At 72.6% G+C, this 13,963-nt stretch carries 10 protein-coding genes (1 of these 10 cut by a window edge); 6 read left to right on the top strand and 4 right to left on the bottom strand.

Annotation, left to right across the window (positions count from 1 at the left end):
- Positions 1 to 35 precede the first annotated feature (35 nt).
- The 6 genes from ACN268_RS02175 (at position 36) to ACN268_RS02150 (ending at position 6,821) form a co-directional block, all read left to right on the top strand.
- Positions 36 to 935: a carbohydrate ABC transporter permease gene (locus tag ACN268_RS02175; RefSeq protein ID WP_421481459.1), complete on the top strand. Its 900-nt coding sequence runs from the start codon at positions 36 to 38 to the stop codon at positions 933 to 935.
- Positions 935 to 1,852, top strand: coding sequence for a carbohydrate ABC transporter permease (locus ACN268_RS02170; RefSeq protein WP_421481458.1), 918 nt, complete (start codon positions 935 to 937; stop codon positions 1,850 to 1,852). Before ACN268_RS02175 ends, ACN268_RS02170 begins: the two co-directional genes overlap by 1 nt.
- Positions 1,852 to 2,919, top strand: coding sequence for an ABC transporter ATP-binding protein (locus ACN268_RS02165; RefSeq protein WP_421481457.1), 1,068 nt, complete (start codon positions 1,852 to 1,854; stop codon positions 2,917 to 2,919). Before ACN268_RS02170 ends, ACN268_RS02165 begins: the two co-directional genes overlap by 1 nt.
- A complete protein-coding gene (locus ACN268_RS02160) occupies positions 2,919 to 3,995 on the top strand; it encodes an ABC transporter ATP-binding protein (protein WP_421481456.1) in 1,077 nt (358 codons plus the stop codon). Before ACN268_RS02165 ends, ACN268_RS02160 begins: the two co-directional genes overlap by 1 nt.
- Positions 3,996 to 4,094: 99 nt before the next feature.
- Complete coding sequence (locus ACN268_RS02155) at positions 4,095 to 5,555, top strand: NAD-dependent succinate-semialdehyde dehydrogenase (RefSeq protein ID WP_421481455.1); 1,461 nt, start codon at positions 4,095 to 4,097, stop codon at positions 5,553 to 5,555.
- 57 nt (positions 5,556 to 5,612) lie between these two features.
- Positions 5,613 to 6,821 carry an iron-containing alcohol dehydrogenase gene (locus ACN268_RS02150; protein ID WP_421481454.1) on the top strand — a complete coding sequence of 403 codons (1,209 nt, stop codon included), beginning with the start codon at positions 5,613 to 5,615 and terminating at the stop codon, positions 6,819 to 6,821.
- A gap of 156 nt (positions 6,822 to 6,977) precedes the next feature.
- On the opposite strand, the gene ACN268_RS02145 is transcribed toward ACN268_RS02150, so the two are convergent.
- The 4 genes in view from ACN268_RS02145 to ACN268_RS02130 are tightly spaced (at most 49 nt apart) and all read right to left on the bottom strand, a layout consistent with a single transcriptional unit that may run on beyond the window.
- Positions 6,978 to 7,643, bottom strand: coding sequence for an O-methyltransferase (locus ACN268_RS02145; protein WP_421481453.1), 666 nt, complete (start codon positions 7,641 to 7,643; stop codon positions 6,978 to 6,980).
- Entirely contained in the window at positions 7,627 to 10,443 is a 2,817-nt protein-coding gene (locus ACN268_RS02140; RefSeq protein WP_421481452.1) for an ATP-binding protein, read from the bottom strand. The genes ACN268_RS02145 and ACN268_RS02140 overlap by 17 nt, the downstream gene beginning before the upstream one ends.
- Before the next feature lie 47 nt (positions 10,444 to 10,490).
- On the bottom strand, positions 10,491 to 11,312 hold the full coding sequence (locus ACN268_RS02135; RefSeq protein WP_421481451.1) for an SAM-dependent methyltransferase: 822 nt from the start codon (positions 11,310 to 11,312) through the stop codon (positions 10,491 to 10,493).
- A 49-nt stretch (positions 11,313 to 11,361) separates the two neighbouring features.
- A protein-coding gene (locus tag ACN268_RS02130) for a type I polyketide synthase (RefSeq protein ID WP_421481450.1) crosses the window boundary here: on the bottom strand, positions 11,362 to 13,963 show its 3' end. Its footprint extends 2,606 nt past the window's final position; the window shows 2,602 of its 5,208 coding nt (coding positions 2,607-5,208); its start codon lies off the right edge, out of view; its stop codon occupies positions 11,362 to 11,364.

The following is a 13,963-nucleotide window of genomic DNA, read 5'->3' as shown; positions in this document are numbered from 1 at the left end:
TGACGACCGACCGCCCCGGGCAGGTGGCGTCCGCGATGCCACCTGCACCGGGCCGGCCCCGCCGCCGGCTGGGCGACCGCAGCCTCGCCGTGGCCTTCATCTCCCCCGCGTTGCTGCTGTTGCTCGGCATGTCGGTGTTCCCACTGCTGTGGGCGTTGTACCTGTCGTTCACCGACTACTCGGCCACCCGAGGAGGGCCCGCCCGGTTCGTCGGGTTCGGCAACTACACCGCCATCCTGACGTCGGCGCAGGTCCACCAGCGGGCGCTGACCACGCTGATCTACGTGGTCGGCGCGGTCACCCTGCAGACCGTGCTCGGCTTCTCCATCGCCTACCTGATCTCCCGGCGCACCCACGGCAGGGGCGTGCTGACCACCATGTTCCTGGTGCCGATGATGCTGTCCCCGGTCGTGGTGGGGCTGTTCTGGCGGTTCATGCTCGACGCGCAGTTCGGCGTGGTCAACAGCATGCTCGGCTCACTCGGCCTGGGGCAGGTGGAGTGGCTCACCCGGCAGCGGACCGCGCTGGTGTCCCTGATCGTCGTCGACACCTGGCAGTGGACGCCGTTCATCATGCTCATCGCCCTCGCCGGCCTCACCGCCGTCCCGAAGTACCTGTACGAGGCCGCCTCGATCGACCGGGCGTCCGAGTGGTTCCGGTTCCGCACCATCACCCTTCCGCTGGTGTGGCCGCTGCTGCTCATCGCCGTGCTGTTCCGGGCCATCGAGGCGTTCCGGCTGTTCGACCTCGTCTACATCCTCACCAACGGAGGTCCCGGGGTCTCCACCGAGACGTTGTCGTTCCACGTCTACAAGGTGGCGTTCCTGGGCTTCAACACCGGCACCGCCTCGGCGTACGGGATCCTCATGGTCCTCGTCGTCATCGTCCTCACGCAGCTCTACCTGCGCTACCTGAACAAACTCAAGGAGGGCTGATGGCCGTCTCCGTCGACGAGGCCGTGTCCGCAGGCCCGACCCCGGACCGCCCGTCCCCCGCACGCCGCGTGCGCCGCCGGGGCCGCGGCCGGTCGGTGCTGGAGGTCGTGCTGCTGACCGCACTGGCCGTCGTGATGCTCTTCCCGGTGCTGTGGATGATCGAGACGTCCATCAAGGAGAACCGGGACGTCTACGCCGTGCCGGCCGAGTTCTTCGGCTTCACGGTCACCCTCGACCACTTCAGGGACGTCTTCGTCGGCGCGGACGGCGGCCGCTCGGCACTGTCCGTGGCGTTCCTCAACTCCGTGGTCGTCGCCGGCGTGTCCACGGTGCTGGCCACCGTGCTGGGGGTGCCGGCGGCCTGGGCGTACTCCCGCTTCACCCTGAAGGCCAAGAAGGACCAGCTGTTCTTCATCCTGTCCACCCGCTTCATGCCGCCCGTGGTGGTCGTGGTGCCGATCTTCCTCATGTACCGCCAGGTCGGACTCATCGACACCAAGCTCGGTCTGATCCTGATCTACGCGGCGTTCAACGTCCCGTTCACGATCTGGATGATGAAGGGGTTCGTCGACGAGGTGCCCGCCGAGTACGAGGACGCCGCCATGCTCGACGGCTACAGCCGCCTGCAGGCGTTCTGGAAGTTCACCCTCCCCCTGCTCGTGCCCGGCATCGCCGCGACGGCGGTGTTCGCGCTCATCTTCTCGTGGAACGAGTTCGTGTTCGCCATCTTCCTCACCTCCAGCGACGAGGTGCGTACGGCCCCACCGGCCATCGCCGGCCTGATCGGCGGCACCACCGTCGACTGGGGCCTGGTGGCCGCCGCCTCGGTGGTCTTCGCCCTGCCGGTGCTCGTCTTCGCCTACCTGGTACGCCGGCACCTCGTCGCCGGTGTGACCCTCGGGGCGGTGCGACGCTGATGGCGGGCATCGAGGTGAGCGCCCTGCACAAGCGCTACCCGGACGGCACGGTCGCCGTCGAGCACGTCGACCTGTCCATCGGCGACGGCGAACTGTTCGTGATGCTCGGCCCGTCGGGATGCGGCAAGACGACCACGCTGCGGGCGATCGCCGGCCTGGAGCGGCAGACCAGCGGCGACATCCACATCGGCGACACGCTGGTCAACGACCTGCCGCCGGCCGAACGCGACATCGCCATGGTGTTCCAGTTCTACGCGCTGTACCCGCACCTGAAGACCCGCGACAACCTGGCGTTCCCGCTGCGGGCCGAGGGGCTGCCCAAGCACGAGGTGCAGGCGCGGGTCGAGGAGGCGGCCCGGCTGATGCGGCTGGGTCCGCTGCTGGACCGGCGGCCCCGTCAGCTCTCCGGCGGGGAGCAGCAGCGGGTCGCACTCGCCCGCGCCCTGGTACGCCGGCCACGCGCCTTCCTGATGGACGAACCGCTCACCAACCTGGACGCGGAACTGCGGGCGGACATGCGCACCGAGATCAAGCACCTGCAGGGGGAACTGGGGGCGACGATGGTCTACGTCACCCACGACCAGGTCGAGGCGATGTCGCTGGGTCACCGCATCGCCATCCTCAACAAGGGCCGCGTCGAGCAGATCGGGACCCCGCTTGAGGTGTACGACCGTCCGGCGAGCCTGTTCTGCGCGGCGTTCATCGGCTCCCCGCCGATGAACCTCATCGAGGTGGAGGTGGCCGACGGGAAGCTGCGCGGTCAGGGCGGACTGGTCCTCACGCCACCGCCGGGGCTGCCCCGCGACCGTCCCCTGGTGGCGGGCGTGCGGCCGGAGGCGCTGGAGGTCACCGCACCCGGCGCGGACCGGTCGGTGCCGGCCCGCGTGGTGTCGGCCGAGTGGCTCGGCGACGAGATCATCTACGTGGTCGACCACGACGGCGGACGCGACGTGCGGGTCCGGATGCCACCGACCGTACGGTTCGCCGCCGACGCGAAGGTCGGGCTGCGCCACACCGGCGGGACCCCGGCGGTCTACGACGTGCGCACGGAAGAGCTGGTGGCCTGATGGGAACCGTTGCGGTCAAGGGGCTGTGCAAGTCCTTCGGTAAGGTCCGCGCCCTGGACGGGGTGACGCTGGACGTGCCGGACGGCGCGTTCTTCGTCGTGCTCGGGCCGTCCGGTGCGGGCAAGACGACGACCCTGCGGGCGATCGCCGGCCTGGACAAGCCCGACGCCGGGTCGGTGCACCTGGACGGCAGGGACGCGACCGCCGACGCACCGGCCGTCCGCGACCTGGCCATGGTGTTCCAGAACTACGCCCTCTACCCCCGGCACACCGCGTACGAGAACATCGCCTCGCCGCTGCGGGCGCGTCGCCGCCCGGCGGGTGAGATCGCCGCGGCCGTCGAGCGGATGTCGGGCCTGCTGCACATCGAACGGCTGCTGCACCGTCGTCCGGCGCAGTTGTCGGGCGGTGAGATGCAGCGGGTCGCCCTGGCCCGGGCGCTGGTCCGCAGCCCCCGTGCGTTCCTCATGGACGAGCCGTTGACGAACCTCGACCTCAAGCTCCGCGTCGAGATGCGCACCGAGCTGACCCGCATCCACCGCAGCCTCGGGGCGACGTTCGTCTACGTGACCAACGACCAGGTCGAGGCGCTGTCCATGGCCGACCAGGTCGCGGTCCTCAGGGAGGGCACGGTGCAACAGGTCGGCACCCCGACCGAGGTGTACGAGCGGCCGGCCAACCAGTGGGTCGCCGGCTTCGTCGGCAGCCCGCCGATCAGCCTGCTCGCCTGCCACGCCGAGGGGGACCAACTGGTCGGCGCGGCCGGCTGGACGCTGCCCCGGCCCCGCTGGGCCACCGCCAGGGACGGTCAGGCGCTGATGCTGGGCCTGCGTGCGGAGGACCTGTCCGTGGAGCGGCGCGGGGACGCGTCGTTGCCCGGTGAGCTCTACGGGCTCGAACCCCTCGGTGACCGGACGGTGGTCGACGTGCGGGTGGGCACGGAGATCCTGAAGGTCAAGGCCCGACCCACCGTCACCAGTACGCCCGGCGAGCGGCTGCGGGTGACGGTCGACCTGGACCGGGCGCACCTGTTCGACGCGGGCACCGGACTGTCGCTGTCGGCGGCCGGGCGGTAGCCGGGGTGGCGACGGTACGCCGGCCTGCGGGGTGCGGGCCGGTGAACCGTCCGTCGCCGCACGCCGGACATCACCACGAAGAGCACTGGAGGCGACGCAATGAGTGACCCGATGGACGTCCTGGCCCCCGAGCACCGGCGGCTGCGGATCGGCGACACCTGGCGGGACGCCGCGAGCGGCGCCACCTTCGCCGTCGAGGACCCCGCCACCGGCACGACCGTCGCCGAGGTGGCGGACGCCGGCGTCGACGACGGGCTGGCCGCGTTGGACGCGGCGAGCAGGGCGGCGGCGCAGTGGGCGGCGACCCCGCCACGGAAACGGTCGGAGCTGTTGACCGCGACGTACCGGGCCCTGACCGACCGGTCCGAGGAGGTCGCCCGGCTGATCACCCTCGAAATGGGCAAGCCGCTGGCCGAGGCCCGGGCCGAGGTGGCCTACGGCGCCGAGTTCTTCAGGTGGTTCGCCGAGGAGGCGGTACGGGTCGAGGGGCGCTACAGCACCGCTCCCGCCGGCGGGTACCGCATCCTCACCGTGCCGAAGCCGGTCGGACCGTGCGTGTTCGTGACGCCCTGGAACTTCCCGTTGGCCATGGGGGCCCGCAAGATCGCCCCGGCGTTGGCCGCGGGCTGCACGACGGTCACCAAACCGGCGGCCCAGACGCCGCTGACCATGCTGCTGCTGGCCCGCATCATGGAGGAGGTGGGCGTCCCCGCGGGGGTGGTCAACGTGGTGACCACCAGACGTTCCGGTGCGGTGGTCTCGGCGCTGCTGGCCGACACCCGGACCCGCAAGGTGTCCTTCACCGGGTCGACCGAGGTCGGGCGGGTGCTGCTGCGCCAGGCTGCGGACAACGTGCTGCGTACCTCGATGGAGCTGGGCGGCAACGCGGCCCTGATCGTGTGCGCCGACGCCGACCTGGACGTCGCGCTGCACGGTGCGCTGGTGGCCAAGATGCGCAACATCGGGGAGTCCTGCATCGCGGCCAACCGGATCTACGTCGAGGAGCCGGTACGCGAGGAGTTCACGAAGCGGTTCACCGAGCGGATGGGCGCGCTGGTGGTGGGCCGCGGCCTCGACGACGGCGTGGACGTCGGGGCGTTGATCGACGAGCCCTCGGTCGCCAAGCTCGACGACCTCGTCGCCGACGCGGTCGGTCGGGGCGCCCGGGTCCTGGTGGGCGGGGTGCGCCCGGACGGGCCGGGTCACTTCTACCCGCCGACGGTCCTGGTCGACGTGCCCGACGACGCGCGGATGCTGCGGGAGGAGATCTTCGGCCCGGTGGCGCCGATCATCGGGTTCACGTCCGACGACGAGGTGATGGCGAAGGCCAACGACACCGAACACGGCCTGGTCGGCTACGTCTTCACCCGTGACCTGCAGCGGGCGCTGCGGTTCGCCGAGGGTCTGCAGACCGGGATGATCGGCGTCAACCGGGGGCTGATCTCGGACCCGTCGGCCCCGTTCGGGGGCGTGAAGCAGTCCGGCATCGGCAAGGAGGGGTCGCACGAGGGCATCCTCGAATATCTCGACGTCACCTACGCGGCGATCGACCTGCCGTGACAGTCCCGCCGCTGACGTCCGACCAGCACGTCGCCGCCGTTCCGGAGAGGCACCGCCATGCTTGAGACAGTCCGTGGACCACGCCAGCTGATCGTCGGCGAAGGGGTCGCGCAGAACATCCCCCGGGTGGTGGCCGAGAACGGCTCACGGGTCCTCGTCGTGACCGACCGGACCCTGCTGGGGCAGCCGGGGGTGGCCGCGATCGTGGCCGCCGTGCGGGACAGGGTCGAGGTCGTCGAGGTGTTCTCCGACGCGAATCCCGACGTGCCCCTCGCCGACGTCGACCGGGCCGTGGCGGCCGCCGCCGCGGTGGACGCCGACGTGATCCTCGCCGTCGGCGGCGGCACGGTGATCGACCTCGCCAAGATCGTCGGCGTCATCCGGTGCCACGGGGGCACACCGCGCGACTTCTACGGCGAGGCGCGGGTGCCGGGGCCGACGATTCCGCTCGTCGCGGTCCCGACGACGTCGGGCACCGGCTCCGAACTGACCCCCGTCTCGGTGCTGACCGACCCGGACCGGGCGCTGAAGGTGGGGGTGTCCAGCGTCCACATCGTGCCGGACTTCGCGATCGTCGACCCCGAACTGACCTACACCTGCCCGGCGACCGTCACCGCCCACTCCGGCATCGACGCGTTCTGTCACGCGGTGGAGAGCTACACCGCGCGGCCCCGGCCCCACGGGCCGCGCGACCCGGTGGAGCAGGTGTTCCTCGGCCGCAACCAGGTCACCGACCACTATGCGCTGCTGGCCGCGGAGCGGATCGCCCGGAGCCTGCGGCGGGCCGTGCGGGACGGCGGAGACACCGACGCGCGGGCGGACATGTCCTACGGGTCGGTGCTCGCCGGGCTCGCCTTCTCCCACGCGGGCAACGCGGCCCCGCACGCTCTCCAGTACCCCATCGGCGCGGCCACGCACACGCCGCACGGCCTGGGCGTCGGGCTGCTGCTGCCGTACGCGTTGGACGCGGCCCGCGACGCCGTCGGTGACCGGTTGGCGACCCTCGCCGGGGTGTGCGGGCTCGACGTGACCGACGCCGCGCCGGACGAGGCCGCCGAGGTGTTCCTCACCTGGCTCCACGGGCTCCTCTCCGACATCGGTATCCCGCCCACCCTGGCGGACATCGGGGTGGCCCGCGCCGACCTGCCCCGCTTCGCGGAGCTGGCCTCCGGCGTCACCCGCCTGATCCAGAACCATCCGGGGCCCACCGACACCGCCAGCCTGACCGCGATCCTCGAAGCGGCCTGGACCGGCGACCGGAGCTGACGGGCCCGGCCGCCGGGCACCGGGGTCGGTGCCCGGCGGCCGGGCCCTACTCCCGCGGTGCGGGCGACCGGGGCACGCCCCCTGAAGGGTCCTGGGAGGTATCGTGTCGGCGACCGGGCCGTGGGCCGCCTGTCAGGGCGGGGCGGCGGGGTCGGTTCAGCGCTTCACCGCCAGGGTGAGACCGTCGGCGAAGGACAGCATCGCCAGGTCGACCCGGTCGTCGGCGAGCAGCGAGACGTTCAACTCCCGGATGGTGGCGGTGTCCCGGTCCTGGTGGTCCCCGTCGAGCACCCGGCCGAAGAACACCGTGTTGTCGAGGACGACCAGCCCACCCCGGCGGACCAGTCGCAGCGCGGCCTCGTAGTAGTCCGGATAGCCCGCCTTGTCGGCGTCGATGAACACCAGGTCCACCGCGCCCGGTCCGAGTTCGCGCTCCAGGTCGGCCAGGACCTCCCGGGCGGCACCGATGCGTACGTCGATGCGGTCGGCCACCCCGGCGCGTTCCCAGTACGGTGCGGCGATCATCGGCCACCGCTCGGAGATGTCCACCGTGACCAGCCGGCCGCCGGGTGGGAGGGCCCTGGCCATGCACAGCGTGCTGTAGCCGGTGAAGGTCCCGACCTCGACCACCGAGAGCGATACCGCGGTCAGTCTGACGAGCAGGGCCAGCAGCTGGCCCTCTTCCGGCATGATCTGCATCGCCCGGCCCATCGGCAGGGCGGCGGTCTCCCGCCGCAGGTCGGCGAGGATCTCGTCGTCGCGCAGCGAGACCTGCCGGACGTAGTCGAGCAGTGCCTCGGTGAACTCAGTCTGCTGTGCCATCCGTATCCCCTCCGGCTCGTATCTCCAGTGCGTCACGTAGCCCGGTCCGTGAGGTGACCCCGAGCTTGGGGTAGACCTTGTAGAGGTGTCCGCTGACGGTGCGGTCCGACAGGCGCAGCCGGACGGCGATCTGTTTGTTCGTCAGGCCCTGGGCTGCGAGCCTGGCGACGGACTCCTCCTGCGCGGTGAGCCCGGCCGGCCCTTCGGCGGGCCGGGCGACCGCCAGCCCGGCGGCCCGTAGCTCGTTGCGGGCCCGCACCGCCCACGGCCTGGCACCGAGCCGCTCCAGGACCTCCAGTGCCGCGCCCAGTTCCACCCGGGCCGGGCCGATCTCCTTGGCGCGGCGCAGCCACTCACCGTAGGCGAGGCGGATCCGGGCGTGCTCCAGCGGCCAGCGTTCGTGTCCCGGCGCGGTCAGCGCCTGCCGGAAGGCCTCGTCGGTGTGGCTGTCCCGGGCGAGCAGGGCGGCGGCCCCGTGGGTCAGCATGGTCATCCGCGGGGAGAGGCGGTCGAATCCCCCGTCGCGCAACGCCTGCAGATAGGCGGCCGCCTGCGGTCCGTGCCCGGTGTGCACGGCGGCGTCGGCCAGGTCGAACACGATGCGCCGGGCGCTGACCGGCAGGCGGGTCACCGCCCCGGCGGGGGCGATGGTGGACAGGGTCGTGTAGGCGTGTTCGTGGTCACCGGTGCCCAGGGCCACCAGCGCCCGGGCCTGGTGGGCCAGGATGACCGCCAGCCCGATCCCACGCGGGGTGGCCCAGCGCAGCACCTCGTCGGTCAACTCCAGGGCCTGTTCGGTCTCACCTCGTACGGCGGCCAGCAGCGCCCGCTGGCAGCGGGCGATGCCCTCCAGGGTCCGCAGGCCGCTGACGCCCGCGACGGTGGCGCTCTCCCGCAGGAGGGTCTCCGCCTCGTCCCAGCGTCCCGACTGGTAGCGGTCCAGGATCTCCATGTGCAGGCCGAACCTCGCCGTCGGTGCTCCCCGGCTGTCGGCCGAGGCGTCCGGCAGGCCACGCAGCACCGGCAGCAACTCGGTGACCGCGTCGAGTGCGGCGGCGGTGGCGGAGAGGGACGCCGTGGACAGGGCGGTGAGTTCCGCCGGTGTCGTCGGCCAGCGGTCGAGCAGTTCCAGGAACCGTTCACGCATCGTGTCGGCGTCGCCGTCCCGGCCGGAGAGGATCGCGCGGCAGCGCAGGACGATGTCCGCCGACTCGCAGTCGGGACGGGCGAGGACGGTGTCCAGGGCAGCCCAGTGGTCCGGCCGGTCGGCGAGGACGCACACGTGGAACAGCATCTCCAGTGCCATCCGACGCATCGGCGTGCTGGTGGTGGGGTCGTCGAAGACCCGCAGGAGGCGACGGTGCGCCATGTCCACGTCGCCCTCGTCGAGGGAGAGCAGGTACGCGCTGACGGCGGCGGTGTGGGTGGTGACGCCGAACTCCCCCGGGGGCGGGTTGAGGTGTCCCGCCCACCGGAGCCAGCCGGCGCGGCAGGCCAGTTGGGCCGCGATGCCCAGCCGTTCGGCGCGGTCGGCCGCAGCGGTGCTCAGTTCGGCGGCACGGGCGAACATCTCGGTGGCCGTGGTGAGGACGCCCCGGTCGGCGGCCCGGTCCCCGGCCGTCGCCAGGGCCTCGGCCAGCGAGTCGTCCGGGCCCAGTGCCGCGGCCGCCAGGTGCGTGGCCCGGACGTCGGGGTCGGCGGTGGTCACCCGGGCCAGGTGGCGGTGGGCGGTGCGCAGCTCGGCCCGGGTGGCCAGGTCGATGGTGGTCAGCCGGACCAGAGGGTGGGTGAAGAGCAACCGGTCGGTGCCCACCGTGACGAGGTGGTGCCGTTCGGCGGGGCCGAGCTGGGCGGTCACGTCGGCCTCGTCGGTCGCTTCGGTGAGCGTCGCCAGCCGGGCCGTCCCGTCGAGGGCGGCGACCAGCAGGAGCTGCCGGGCCGGCTCGGGCAGGTCGCGGATGGGTGCCCCGAACTGCCCGCTGATCCTCGGGGTCACCGGCAGGTGGACCGGCAGCGGCATGCTCGCGCACCGCTGTTCCCGGCTGAGCGCCCTGGGTAGCTCGGTCAGTGCCAGCGGGTTGCCCTGGGCGTGGTCGAGGATGACGCGTCGGACGCGGCTGTGCAGGGTGGGGTGCCGGGCGTCGATCAGCAGGCCGGCGTCGTGGTCCGACAGCGGGGCGAGCTGTCGGACGTGCGGTCCGGCGGCGAGCGGTGGTCCGGGTTGGTGGGCGGCGGCGACCAGCACCAGGCCGGCCAGGTCACAGGTCCGGCGGGCGACGAAGGCGAGCAGTTCGGTGCTCTCCCGGTCGATCCACTGGGCGTCGTCGATGAGCACCACCAGGCCACCGTCGTCGGCCAGCTCGGTGACCAGGGACAGGGTGGCCGCGCAGGTCGCCAGGCGGTCGGGGAGGGGGCCGTCGGCGTGCCCGAGGATTCGCGACAGGGTGACCCGCTGGTGGACGGGCAGGCGGCCGAGGTCCGTACGCAGGGCGTAGAGCAGCTGGTGCAGGCCCGAGTAGGGAAGGTCGGCCTCGACGGGTGCGCCGGTGACCCACACGACGCGACGGCCGGCCCGGCGGGCCTGTTCGTCGGCGGCGCGCAGCAGTGCCGTCTTGCCGACGCCGATCCCGCCGCTGAACAGCAGTGCCGGGAGGCGTGCGCGGCCACGCAGCAGGGAGTCGAGCAGTTCCCTCTCGGCTGATCTGCCGATCAGTTCGGGCCGGCCGTGGGGCGGTGCCCGGTGCCGCCCGTCGTCGGGTGCCGGGTCGGCGAGCAGGGCGAGCTGGTACCGGGAAAGCACCTGGTGACTCCCCACCGATCGATGGGATGGACCCTTTCCCCGCACGGTCATCGGCGCTGGGCCACCGCCAAAACGTAGCCGGCCGCGGTGACGGCGCTGAAGCGTCGGAACAGTTCGACCAGCTGGTCGAAGTGCGCGGGCGCGATCCTGCCGACGAAGTCGGCCCGGACCTCACGCATCCGGTCGGACAGCACCGCGAACGCCCGCATCACGTGGGTGCTGACGTCGTCGAACTCCAGCACCTCGAAGCCCGCCCGGTCCAGTCTGTCGGGCAGCGCGGCGATGGTGCGGCACTGTGTCACGGCACAGAAATTGTCGATGATCTCCTTTTCGGCGCCGTTGGCCGGGTGTCTGTCGATGATGTCGGCGATGACCAGTCGTGCGCCCGGGCGCAACACGGTGCCGATCTCCTGGAGCGCGCGGTCCTGGTCCGGCATGTGGATGAGGGATTCGATGGCGAAGGCCCCGTCGAACATACCGGGTCCAAACGGCATGTTCATGGCGTCAGCGTAACGGAAGTGGACGCGGTGGGCTACGCCGAGTTCCCGCGCGCGGGCCCTGGCGGTGTCGATCTGGCCGTGGCTGACGGAGATTCCCGTCACCACCGTCTCGTCCCGTGTCGTGGCGAGGCGCAGCGAGGCGGTGCCGGCTCCGCAGCCGACGTCCAGCACCTGGCTGCCGGGTCCGGCGCAGACGCGTTCGATCACCATGTCGGTGAGGCGGGTGGCGGCCCCGGCGACGGAGGTCCGGTCCCCGTCGTCGTGCCAGTAGCCGACGTGGATGTTGCCGTCGAGCAGCGTGGTGAACAGTTCGGTCATGACGTCGTACATGTGACCGACGTCGGTCGATACCGGTGCTGACTTCGCCATGTGGTGTGCCTGGCCTTCCTGCAGGGTCTGCTGGACGCGGAGAGGGCTGCTAGACGCCGAACCTGCTGTCGATCAGGTTGAGGACCTCCTGCCGCGACGCGCCGGTCAGGTCGATCCCGGACGGCGTCGACCGGTCGTCGAGGTCGGACAGCAGGCGACCGAGCCGGTCCGTGACCTGTGGTCGGATGCCGTCGTCCGGGTCCAGGGACGCGAGCTGCGCCTCCAGTCGGGTCAGCGTCGCCAGGACGGGCACCGGCGCGGCCTCCTGCGCCGGCCCGGCCGCCGCGCGCAGATGGGCCGCCAACTCCTCGGGGTTCGGGTGGTCGAAGACCAGGGTGGGCGACAGTCGCAGGCCGGTCGCGGACTGCAGCCGGTTACGCAGTTCCACGGCCATCAGCGAGTCGAACCCGAGGTCGGTGAAGGCCCGTCCGGCACCGACGGCGTCCGGGCCCGGATGACCCAGGACGGCCGCCGCGTGGCCGCGTACCACGTCCACCAGCACCCGGTGCTGCTCACCGGGGGACAACCCGACCAGCCGGTGCAGCACGTTGCGCTGTTCGGTGCTGCGGCGTGCCCGCACGGGGCGCAGGTCACGCATCATGGTCGACGGATCGTCGTTCGCGGCCGTGTCGAGACGCGCGGGCACGAGCAGGGGCATGTCGGTCCGCAGCGCGGCGTCGAACAGGGCGAGTCCCTCGGCGGCGGACAGTGGCGCGACGCCGGCCCGCACCGCCCGGGCGCGGCCGGTCGCGTCCATCGCGGACGCCATCCCGTCGCTCTGCGCCCACAGCCCCCAGGCCAGTGACTGGGCGGGAAGCCCCAGCGACCGGCGGTGCGCGGCGAGGCCGTCGAGGGTGGCGTTCGCCGCCGCGTACGCGCTCTGGCCGGGGCTGCCGAGGACCCCGGCGGCGGAGGAGAACATCGTGAAGAACGCCGGTGGTCGGTCCCTGGTCAGGTCGTGCAGGGCGACGGCGGCGTCGACCTTCGCCCGGAGCACGCCGGCGACCCGCTCCGGCGTCATCGACTCGACCACACCGTCGTCGAGCACGCCTGCCGCATGGACGACCCCGCCGATCCGGACCCCGGCGAGCACCCGCGCCAGCGCGTCGCGGTCGGCGGCGTCGACCGCGACGACGCGTGCCCCGAGGTGCTCGACGAGTTCCGTGGCGGCGGGCGACCCCGGGCCGCTGCGGCTGAGCACCAGCAGGTTCCGCACGCCACGGTCGACGACGAGGTGGCGGGCTATCAGCCGGCCGAGCGCGCCGGTGCCGCCGGTGATGACGACCGTTTCGTCCGGTGGCACCAGCGGTTCGTCGTCCGTCGCGGCGGGCACCGGGGTCCGCGCCAGCCGGGGCACCAGCGTCCGGCCGTCGCGGACCGCGATCTGGCTCTCCCCTGCGGCGACCAGGGCGCTCAGGGTCCGCTCGTCGTGGGTGCCGTCGGTGTCGACGAGGACGAGGCGGTCGGGGTGTTCCGCCTGGGCGGAGCGCACCAGACCCCACACTCCTGCGCCGCCCAGGTCGGACACGGTGTCGTCGGCAGTCACCGCGACCGCACCGGCCGTCCGGATCATGAGCCGTTCGTGGTCGTCGTGGTGTCCGGCGAGCCATTCCTGTATCTGTCGCAGGGCCCCGGTGACCGCGTCGCGCGGGTTCACGCCGCCGCCCGGCCGGACGTCGAAGGTGATCCCGGCGGGCTCCGGTCCGGCCGGCGTCGGCTGCCACCGTACGTGGAACATCGCCCGCCGCAGCACGGTGTCGGCCGCCACCTGTTGCGTGGTCACCGGCCGCAGCGTCAGGGAGTCCACCGCGTACACGGGGCTGCCGGCCTGGTCGAACGCGGCGACCGCGACGGTGTCCGTGCCGGTGCGACGCAGCCGCACCCGGGCCGCCGTGGCGCCGGGGGCGAACACCGCGACGCCGGTCCAGGCGAAGGGCAGGCCGGCGGCGACGAGCAGCGTGGCCGCGTGCAGGGACGCGTCCAGCAGGGCCGGGTGCACCAGGTGACGGCCGGCCTCGTCCACCGTCACCTCGGCGTCGACGACGTCGTCGCGCCGCCACGCGGCACGCAGGCCCTGGAACGCCGGGCCGTAGGCGAAGCCCTGGTCGGCGAGCCTGTCGTAGGTGCCGTCGGTGTCCACGGGCGTGGCCTGCGCCGGGGGCCAGGTCGGTTCGGCCAGGGGCAGGGGCGGCTGCCGGTCCGACAGGGTCCCGGTGGCGTGGCAGGTCCAGCCGGGTTGGTCAGGTGGTCGGGAGTACACCTGCACGGTCCGCCGACCGTCGCCCGGTTCCAGCACGACCTGCACCGGGATCTCACCCTCGTCCGGCACCGCCATCGGCGCGGCGACGGTCAGGTCGTCGACGACGGGGCAGCCGACCCGGTGGCCGACGGCGAGGGCGAGGTCGACGAACGCCGCGCCGGGCAGGAGCACCGTCGCCCCGTACGCGTGGTCGGCCAGCCACGGCTGGGCGCGCCGGGACACCCGGCCGGTCACCACCAGCCGGTCGGTGTCGGGGGACTCCACCACCTCCCGCAGGATGTCGTGGTCGAGGGCGGACGGGCCGGGTCCGGTGTCGCGCCCCAGGCTGATGCCGCCGGCCCAGTACCGTTTGTGCTGGAAGGCGTAGGTCGGCAGGTCGATCCGCCGCCCG

The organism is Micromonospora sp. WMMD735 (assembly GCF_049178995.1).
In the GTDB taxonomy this organism is placed as follows: domain Bacteria; phylum Actinomycetota; class Actinomycetes; order Mycobacteriales; family Micromonosporaceae; genus Micromonospora; species Micromonospora wenchangensis.
The sequence above is the reverse complement of the archived record's forward strand: the minus strand, read 5'-3'. Positions and strand labels throughout refer to the sequence as shown.

Excerpts from the sequence above, each read along its gene's own strand:
- ACN268_RS02175 (WP_421481459.1), top strand. The coding sequence starts at position 36 with ATGCCACCTGCACCGGGCCGGCCCCGCCGCCGGCTGGGCGACCGCAGC.
- ACN268_RS02135 (WP_421481451.1), bottom strand. The coding sequence starts at position 11,312 with ATGGCGAAGTCAGCACCGGTATCGACCGACGTCGGTCACATGTACGAC.
- ACN268_RS02170 (WP_421481458.1), top strand. The coding sequence starts at position 935 with ATGGCCGTCTCCGTCGACGAGGCCGTGTCCGCAGGCCCGACCCCGGAC.
- ACN268_RS02160 (WP_421481456.1), top strand. The coding sequence starts at position 2,919 with ATGGGAACCGTTGCGGTCAAGGGGCTGTGCAAGTCCTTCGGTAAGGTC.
- ACN268_RS02150 (WP_421481454.1), top strand. The coding sequence starts at position 5,613 with ATGCTTGAGACAGTCCGTGGACCACGCCAGCTGATCGTCGGCGAAGGG.
- ACN268_RS02155 (WP_421481455.1), top strand. The coding sequence starts at position 4,095 with ATGAGTGACCCGATGGACGTCCTGGCCCCCGAGCACCGGCGGCTGCGG.
- ACN268_RS02145 (WP_421481453.1), bottom strand. The coding sequence starts at position 7,643 with ATGGCACAGCAGACTGAGTTCACCGAGGCACTGCTCGACTACGTCCGG.
- ACN268_RS02165 (WP_421481457.1), top strand. The coding sequence starts at position 1,852 with ATGGCGGGCATCGAGGTGAGCGCCCTGCACAAGCGCTACCCGGACGGC.